The following is a 6,900-nucleotide window of genomic DNA, read 5'->3' as shown; positions in this document are numbered from 1 at the left end:
GAGCGTCGGCCTGGCCGTTGCCGGTGCGGGTGTCTATGCCGCCGGATTGTCAGCGGTGCTGATCAACCGCAAGAAACGAGAAACTAGCCCTGCTGGGTAGCCCACCACTTCAGCAGTTCGGCCTCGGCCTCGTCACGCTCGAGCGGGCCGCGATCCAGACGTAGTTCCTTGAGGAACGTCCATGCCTTGCCCACCTGCGGGCCGGCCGGGATGTTCAGCAGCTCCATGATGGCGTTGCCGTCGAGGTCCGGACGCACCCGAGCAAGGTCTTCCTGCTCGGCGATGCGCGCGATCCGCTCTTCGATGTCGTCGTACGTGGCCTGCAGCTGCGCGGCGCGACGCTTGTTGCGTGTTGTGCAGTCGGCCCGCACGAGCTTGTGCAAGCGGGGGAGCAGCTCGCCCGCGTCGGTGACGTACCGCCGCACCGCCGAGTCGGTCCACTGTCCCTTGCCGTAGCCGTGAAAACGCAAGTGCAGGAACACGAGCTGTGAGACGTCGTCGACCATCTGCTTCGAGAACTTCAGTGCCCGCATGCGCTTGCGCACCAGCTTGGCGCCGACCACCTCGTGGTGGTGGAAGCTGACCCCACCGCCAGGCTCGTTACGCTTGGTATCCGGCTTTCCGATGTCGTGAAGCAGTGCTGCCCAACGCAATACAAGGTCCGGATCGCCTTCTTCGAGATCGATCGCCTGCTGGAGCACCGTGAGGGAGTGCTGGTAGACGTCCTTGTGCTGGTGATGCTCGTCGATCTCGAGCTTCATCTGCGGAACCTCGGGCAGCACGTATGCAGCCAGTCCGGAGTCGACCATCATGTTGATGCCGTCCACCGGGTACATGCCCAGCATCAGTTTGTTCAGCTCCACCTGCACACGCTCGGCGGTGATTCGCTCGATCTGCGACGCCATCTCCTTGATGGCCTCGAAAACACGATTGTTCAACGTGAAACCAAGCTGCGAGACGAACCGGGCAGCACGCAGCATCCGCAGCGGATCGTCGTTGAACGAGTTTTCCGGCGCCGACGGCGTATCGAGCTCTCCGGCCAACAGCGCGTCCATGCCGTTCAGCGGATCGACAAACGTGTAGGAACCGTCCGCGCCGATCTTCATCGCCATCGCGTTGACGGTGAAATCGCGGCGCACCAGATCGTCGGCCAACGTCGTGCCGTACTCGACTATCGGATTACGAGAGACGCGATCGTAAGCGTCGGCCCGGAAGGTCGTGATCTCGATCTCCTGGCCGTGCTTGATGGCGCTGATGGTCCCGAACTCGATGCCCGTGTCCCACTGCTTGTCCACCCAGCCCTTGAGCAGAGCCTGAACCTTCTCCGGCCTGGCGTCCGTCGTGAAGTCCAGATCGCCACTGAAGCGGCCGAGGATCGCGTCGCGAACACTGCCACCCACCAGGAACAGCTCGTGACCGGCCGCAGCAAAACGCTCACCGAGCGGGTTCAACACGTCGGACAACGTGCCGAGCGTTGCAGTGGCGTCGGCAAGCAGTCGTAGGCGGCGATCAGCGTCGGAGGTAGGGACAGTCACGTGAAAGGAGCTTACTTAAGGTGCGCAAATAGCAGAACGCGCATACGAACGCGATAGACCGCTTTGCGCGGGTTACCGGGCAACGCTGCAACGCCAACTAGTATCGATGAGGTGTCTGGTGCCGAACGAACAAACAGGAGTCGCCGCAACCCGCGGCGTCGACCTGCCGTCGGCAACCCCGATAAACCTTTGATGCGAACCGTCCGTGAAACTTCTGCGGGCGGCTTGGTCGTCGACGGCTGGGGAGGACCCCCGGAACGCCTCTGCGCTGCACTGATCGGCCGAACCGACCGCCGCGGACGCCTGCTCTGGTCGCTACCGAAGGGCCATATCGAACAAGGTGAGACCGCTGAGCAGACCGCGATGCGTGAGGTCGAAGAAGAAACCGGTATCCAGGGAACCGTCCTGGCACCGCTGGGCAGCATCGACTACTGGTTCGTGACCGAAGGTCGACGCGTCCACAAGACCGTGCACCACTATCTCCTCCGCTTTCTCGGCGGTGAACTCTCCGACGAGGACATCGAGGTCACCGAAGTCGCTTGGGTGCCGCTGACGGAATTGCACTCGCGCCTCGCATACGCCGACGAGCGCAAACTCGCAGAACTCGCGTCCCAGATGATCGCCGAGATGCCGCGAACGGAAATACGGCAAGAACAGCGCCCGAAGGAACCGGACGCCGGATGAGAATGGCACTGCGGCGGGCCGGTGTGGCCGCTCTGGTGATGGCCGCTGTCGGTTTCGGGCCTGCAACGACGGCCGTCGCATGGGCAGCGCCGTCCAGCCAGCCCAGTGAGCGCGCCCCGGCGCGAAACACCAACGATGCCAAATTTCTGCAGCTGACCATCGACTCCACCGCACCGACCACGGTGACGACCACCAGCGACCGCAACGTCGTGGTCAAGGGGACGGTGAAGAACGTCGGTGACCGTCCCGTCGAGGACGTCGGAGTGAGGCTGCAACGCGCTCCCGCGATCGACTCCAGTTCGGACGTGCGCGCAGCACTCGACTTCGACCAGGCCGTTTTCGACACGGTCGGCGAATTCGACACCGTTGCCACCACCCTCGACACCGGCCAGTCCAAGCAGTTCACGCTCACCTTGCCGTTGCGGAGCACTACCGGGTTGTCTCTCGACATCACCGAACCGGGCGTCTACCCGATGCTCGTCAACGTGAACGGCACCCCGGAGTACGGCGGTGCCGCCCGACTCGACGACGCACGCTTCCTGCTCCCCGTCCTCGGTGTGCCGGCCGCAGCCGAATCGAACGCCACATCCGGAACACCTAGTTCGTCGGCGACGGCCGTCGTTCCCCCCGACACGTCCGCCCCGATCGGCGTCACGCTCATGTGGCCGCTGGCCGACGCGCCACGACTCGTCGGCGGAATCCCCGGCGCGGTCAACGAGCCCGTACGCCTGATCGACGACGAACTTGCCACCGAACTTTCCGACGGCGGCCGTCTGGACGCGTTGGTCGATGCGGTGGAGAACGCCACCAAGCCCGAGAGCGATACCGATCGCCGCGTCACGGATGCGCTCTGCCTGGCAATCGACCCCGACCTTCTGATCACCGTCGAGAACATGACTCGCGGATACCTCGTGGCCGACAACTCGTCCGACCCCACCGGGCCGTCGCACGAAGGCCGCGGCAGCGACGCCGCCAACCAGTGGCTCGGCCGGGTGAAGACGCTCGCGTCCTCGATGTGCACGACGGCGGTTCCGTTCGCGCAGTCCGATCTCGCCGCGGTCACCTCGGTGGCCAATCCGGAGTTGACGGCTACCGCGCTCACACGGCCGGCGGACATCGTCGACAACATCCTCGGCGTGACCTCACTGCGAGATTTCGTCTGGCCGGATTCGGGTGTCCTCGACTCGGCCACCGCAGAGGTGCTGAGCGTGAATCCCACCACAGCGATGGTGGCTGACACTTCCGTCGACTCGGCAGCTCCGCAGCTGTCGTCGCGGATAACCGGCTCACTCGACGCGCTTGCCTTCGACACCTCGGCGGCAGCAGCGTTGGCCGCCACCGGCTCGGAACCGCAGGTCCCGTCGTACATCCCCGACGACACCGCGCCGACCATCGACATCGAATCGCGCAGCGCCCGGCGTCAGGACGCGCTGGGGGCGATGGCCTGGGCCGCGCTGACGCCGACGTCGCTGCCGCGCAATCAGATCTTCGCGCCGCCGCAACTGTGGACCGCCGACAGCAACGACGCCACGGCGGTGCTCTCGATGCTCGCGACCCTCATCCGGTCCGGGCTCGCCTCACCTCAGGCCCTGCCGGCACTGCTCGGCAGGCAACCGGGCGCGACGGACGCCGCCACGCTCGACTACCCGGACCGGGCTACCCAGGACGGTCCGCAGACGTCCGTCGTCGAGACCGCAACCACCCAACTTCCGCGTATCGACGGGCTCGAAGCTTCGCTCGTGGACGATCCGGCGGCTTCGCTCACCCCCCGGGGATTCACGGCGCCGCTCCGCGAAGATCTACTCCGTTCGATGACCTTGGCCGATCGCCGCAACGTCGACTCCGCGTCGGTCAATCGGGCGGAGCGGGCCGCGACCATCCGCGCCGACAACGTCACCGAAGCCGTCGACGGGATGTACCGGGCCGTCAGTGTGGTGTCTCCGGGCGGCGTCTACACCCTCGCGTCGGGGCAGAGTCCGCTCCTGCTGGTGGCGCGCAACGAGCTGCCCATCGCCATCAACGTCGACCTGCGTGTGGAAGCCCCACCCGAGATGCAGATCAGTGACATCGGTCCCAAACAGCTTCCGCCGCGAGGTAGCCGACAGTTGACTGTGCCCGCGGAAATGAACGATTCTCGCAAGCTGGAAGTCAACTTCTCGCTGACCACGACAGATGGCCGCCAATTGGGTACGCCGACCAGCGTGACCGTACGGTCGAATGCGTACGGTCGTCCCCTGGCCGCCGTGACGGCGACAGCGGGAGGGTTGCTGCTGTTCCTGGCAGGGCGACGGCTGTGGCATCGATTCAAGGGTCAGCCGGACCCAGCAGATGAAGGGTACGAACGCTCATGACCGGGAATCCACCCGAGGAGGGTCGCCGCTCGGCGATCACCCGCAAGAGTGCCACGACCCGCTCGCATCCTCGGATGCCACCGTGGGAGCGCGGTTACCCGATCCAGCCGGTCAACCCGGACGCACGTTTCGACGACGCACCCACCATGACCATCCCGGTGATCCGCGACTACCCCCGGTACCGCGAAGCCGAGATGGAATTCGCCGACCGGCAGACGACCACGTCGGACGAGTTCGACACCGACGCCCATGTCCAGGTCGGGGAACGCAAGGAGACGAACTCTCGACTCCTCGCGGCAACGGGTTCCATCGCGATCGCGACGCTGACGAGCCGCATCACGGGATTCGCCAAGCAGTTGATGATCCTGATGGTCCTCGGCCCCGCCATCGCCAGCTCGTTCACCGTCGCCAGCCAGATTCCGAACATGATCGCGGAACTGGTTCTGGGCGCCGTGCTGACCGCCATCGTCGTCCCCGTGCTGGTTCGCGCCGAGCGGGAGGACGCCGATCACGGCGAAGCGTTTGTCCGACGCCTCTTCACGGCGTCGCTCGTTCTACTCGGCATGGCCGCGCTGCTCGCGACCCTGGCAGCACCCGTACTCACCAAATACGTCTTCCTGTCCGAAGACGGCGAGGTCAGCACCGACCTGACCACGGCGCTGTCTTATCTGCTTCTGCCGGCAATCCTGTTCTACGGGCTGTCGGCGCTGTTCACAGCGTTTCTGAACACCAGACAGATCTTCAAGCCCGGAGCCTGGGCTCCCGTACTCAACAATGTCGTCGTCCTCGTGGTGCTCGTGGTCTATCGCCTGACTCCGGGTGAGATCTCGCTTGATCCGGTCTCGATGGGCGATGCAAAGCTGCTCACCCTCGGCATCGGCATCACCATCGGCGTCATCGTGCAGGCAGCCAGCCTGATCCCCGCGCTTCGCCGCGAGAAGATCTCGCTCAAGCCGCTGTGGGGTCTCGACGACCGCCTGCGCCAGTTCGGCGGCATGGCCGTCGCCATCGTCTTGTACGTCCTGATCAGCCAGATGGGCATGATCTTCGCGACCAAGATCTCCTCACATGCCGACGAAGCCGGCCCTGCCATCTACAGCCAGGCCTGGTTGCTCCTGCAGCTCCCGTACGGCGTGCTCGGAGTGACGGTTCTGACGGCGATCATGCCGCGCCTGAGCCGCAACGCTGCTGCCGACGACACCCCGGCCGTCGTGGACGATCTGTCGGTCGCAACGCGTCTGACCATGATCACGCTGGTTCCGATCATCATGTTCCTGACCTTCATGGGCCCGCAGGTCGGTGAAGCGCTCTACGGTTACGGCCGCTTCGGACCCGAACAGGCCGAACGACTCGGCACCGCTGTGAGCTGGTCGGCATTCACGTTGATTCCGTACGCACTGGTCCTGATCCAACTTCGAGTGTTCTACGCCCGCGAACAGGCCTGGACGCCGACGTGGATCGTTCTCGGCATCACTGCAGTGAAAATCGCTTTCTCGGCGCTGGCTCCGGTCTTCGCGTCCAACAGCGATCAGGTCGTGATCCTGCTCGGTGCGGCCAACGGTCTCGGCTACATCACCGGCGCCGTCATCGGCGGATACCTCCTGCACCGCAGCCTCGGAAACCTACAGATGGCCAACGTGGGCAAGACAGTCTGGTCCGTCGTACTCGCCTCGCTAGCCGGGTCGTTGACCATGCTCGCGGTCGACCGGGTCCTCGGATTCGATCAACTCACCGAGCGTTTCGGCGGACCTGGCTCGATGGTTCGCGTCGCCGTCGGCGGCATTCTGATGCTCGCGATCACCTTCACGATTCTCTACTTCAAGAAGGTTCCGGAGGTTCTGTCGGTAACGGTTGCGGTCTCCCGCAAGATTCGTTCACTGACAGGTCGCGCCGAACCGGACACACGTAACAACACCGACGACGACGTCACCGAGCTGATTCCTGCAATCAGAACGGAATCAAACGAGCAAGAACGACCGGGTGCGCTCCCGTACCCTGGTCATGGGCGTGCAGGATCGCAACCCGCGCGTATTCGGGGACGGGCTATCGATGGAGAAGGAGCGAGGGTGAGCGACGACAACGTTTCCGGCAACAAGAGTGCCGGGACTTCTGCCGTGAAAGCGTCCGAACAGAAGTCAACGGCATCGTCGGGCACACCTGCATCCACGAGTTCCTCCGCATCTGCCGGCCAGAAGCCACAGCAGGGTCAGAAACCACAGCAGCCCGCACAGCGACCGCAGCAGGGCCAAAGCCCGCAGGGTCAGAAGCCGCAGCCGCCGGTGCAGAAGGCCGCTCCGCCGGTACCTCCGGTCAGTGTGTCCAAGACACCT

The 6,900-nt window shown here is 64.6% G+C and carries 4 protein-coding genes; 3 read left to right on the top strand and 1 reads right to left on the bottom strand.

What is annotated here, in order from left to right; translation table 11 throughout:
* Positions 1-83 precede the first annotated feature (83 nt).
* Positions 84-1,535: a CCA tRNA nucleotidyltransferase gene (locus A2J01_RS16480; protein ID WP_003942535.1), complete on the bottom strand. Its 1,452-nt coding sequence runs from the start codon at positions 1,533-1,535 to the stop codon at positions 84-86.
* A 111-nt stretch (positions 1,536-1,646) separates the two neighbouring features.
* Here A2J01_RS16480 and A2J01_RS16475 point away from each other — a divergent pair, with 111 nt between their 5' ends.
* From A2J01_RS16475 to murJ, 3 genes are all read left to right on the top strand, one after another.
* Positions 1,647-2,219 (top strand): NUDIX hydrolase, encoded by a 573-nt coding sequence (locus A2J01_RS16475; protein ID WP_030537486.1) that lies wholly within the window; start codon positions 1,647-1,649, stop codon positions 2,217-2,219.
* Positions 2,216-4,570 carry a DUF6049 family protein gene (locus tag A2J01_RS16470; protein WP_064113120.1) on the top strand — a complete coding sequence of 785 codons (2,355 nt, stop codon included), beginning with the start codon at positions 2,216-2,218 and terminating at the stop codon, positions 4,568-4,570. Before A2J01_RS16475 ends, A2J01_RS16470 begins: the two co-directional genes overlap by 4 nt.
* On the top strand, positions 4,567-6,900 hold a 2,334-nt coding region (gene murJ / locus A2J01_RS16465), incomplete at its 3' end, for a murein biosynthesis integral membrane protein MurJ (RefSeq protein WP_197494235.1). The genes A2J01_RS16470 and murJ, both read left to right, overlap by 4 nt.

Source organism: Rhodococcus sp. EPR-134, from assembly GCF_001647205.1.
Lineage (GTDB): Bacteria > Actinomycetota > Actinomycetes > Mycobacteriales > Mycobacteriaceae > Rhodococcus_F > Rhodococcus_F qingshengii.
Note: the sequence above shows the minus strand (reverse complement) of the source record. Positions and strands in the feature narration are given on the sequence as shown.

What these genes read in the sequence shown, in the direction of transcription:
- A2J01_RS16470 (WP_064113120.1), top strand. Translation starts at nt 2,216, where the DNA reads ATGAGAATGGCACTGCGGCGGGCCGGTGTGGCCGCTCTGGTGATGGCC.